This is a genomic window from Rossellomorea vietnamensis NBRC 101237, from assembly GCF_001591825.1.
GTDB lineage: Bacteria > Bacillota > Bacilli > Bacillales > Bacillaceae_B > Rossellomorea > Rossellomorea vietnamensis.
The window spans coordinates 1-1,802 of sequence record NZ_BCVQ01000101.1; the positions used below are offsets into that span (position 1 = coordinate 1).

Sequence of the window (1,802 nt, forward strand, 5' to 3'; positions counted from 1 at the left end):
CAAATATTATAGAACCAAAAAAAAAGACACGTGAGACCTTCCTCTTGTGTCTTTTGCTTTTTCAGTATTCTCCGTTTTCTAAGAAGCGTTCGGAAGGTAAAGAAGGACCGCCAACATCATGCCGATCACAGAGAAGATGACAATTGTGACTGCTATCGACTTGTGATACTTTGAAACATGTTTCTTCTTTGACACATTAAAAAACGTAAATGCCATTAACGAAAGAACAAACAAAGCTATAAACAAGAGCTCGCTCATGGACAATCCCTTTCTTTATTAAGGTGTTTATATCTAAACTATATGAGAACACTTTACCATATTTTCTTATTCAACAAAAATTTTTACCTCCGTACATCATGAATCCAGATTGAACTAGAAGTAATAATAAAGCCAGGGGGGTGTCTTTTGTAAGGCTTTTTCCCAGGAGGGCAGCTCATCGAAAGCTTCCATGGTCAGCTTTTCACTATCCTTCATATCATTTTCAATTAGGGATTCCAAATGTTTCGCCACTTTTTCGTCCCGAATGATGCAGTTGCTCTCATCATTTAAGTAAAAGCTGCGCGGATCCCAATTGGCTGTCCCTACATCGGCCCATGCATGATCTACAACCATCACCTTACCGTGAAAAAACCCCTTTTGATACAGATATAATTTCACTCCTTCTTCTAAAAGGCTCTTTTCTATTCTGTAACTAACGGGTTTGGTGAACCAGGCATCCGTATCATCCGGTACAAGGATATTCACCTCGACCCCTCTCTTCACTGCATCTTTCAATGCGGTGATAAGCTTATTGTTGGGGATAAAATATGGGGTTGTGATGGTCACACTCGTTTCTGCTTCATTTATCCAGTCAATGGTTCTTTCAATAAGAGGATCTCCAGTAGAAAAAATGAAATGAACACTGCCTTCAGAGCTTGCTGACGTGTATGGTCGAGGAGCACTCTTTATACTCTCGCCACCGTCCTCTGTCCAATCTTTTTTGAACTGTTTATATACTTTTTTCCCCGCATCGCCGGCCAACCGAATATGGTAGTCCCTCCAGTAGCCAAGCTTTGGATCTTTTCCGAGATATTCATCCCCCATGTTGAATCCTCCAATATAGGCAATGCTTTCATCAATGGAAATAAGCCTGCGATGGTTCCGATGGTGAAGGGAATAGAAAATATTCTTAAATTGAATGGGTCTGCTTTTCGTAACCTTTACTCCGGCCTTTTCCAGCCTCTTGATGGACTTTTTCTGAATATCTGACCCAAGAAAGTCAACAGATAGACGGACATCCACACCCGTTTGAGCTTTTTTTGTCAATACATCAAAAAACTCTTGAGAGACTTCGTCATCCCGAATGATAAAGAAGTGGATCCAAACATATTGTTCAGCGGACTCAATATCCTTAAAAAGGTTTTGATAAAAGCTTTTTCCTGTATTATAAACGTCAATTGAAGCTTTACTTGAAAGGGTTTCTGTCATCGGGTGGGTTCTCGTATAGTTTTTCACACCTTGTTTTACATCCCATTGCATGATAAGAATCAATACCACGGATATCGCAGTCACGGCCATCATGGCTATTATTATTTTCTTCAACACGAGAATCCCCCCTTTCATGGTATAGATAGCTTTTGTTTATAGGGAAGGACTATACATCCGTGGGCAAAGTTTATCGATGAACAGGCTAAATGAGAAGCAATAAAAAGGTGGGCAAATGTATTTAGCAAAAAAGAAAATCTGAATGATGTTCGAAATTCATTTTTTGAAAATCGAATTTGTTCGGATCTGTCAGTAAATATTGTTGCTTTTAATGGAGT

2 protein-coding genes are annotated in these 1,802 nt (G+C 39.3%); both read right to left on the reverse strand.

The genetic code is table 11. The annotated features are described in order from the left end of the window. Positions 1–78: 78 nt before the first annotated feature. Positions 79–258 (reverse strand): hypothetical protein, encoded by a 180-nt coding sequence (locus BVI01S_RS21775; RefSeq protein ID WP_034759848.1) that lies wholly within the window; start codon positions 256–258, stop codon positions 79–81. A 114-nt stretch (positions 259–372) separates the two neighbouring features. Further along, positions 373–1,584, reverse strand: coding sequence for a cardiolipin synthase (gene cls, locus BVI01S_RS21780; RefSeq protein ID WP_061811540.1), 1,212 nt, complete (start codon positions 1,582–1,584; stop codon positions 373–375). Between the last annotated feature and the right edge of the window lie 218 nt (positions 1,585–1,802).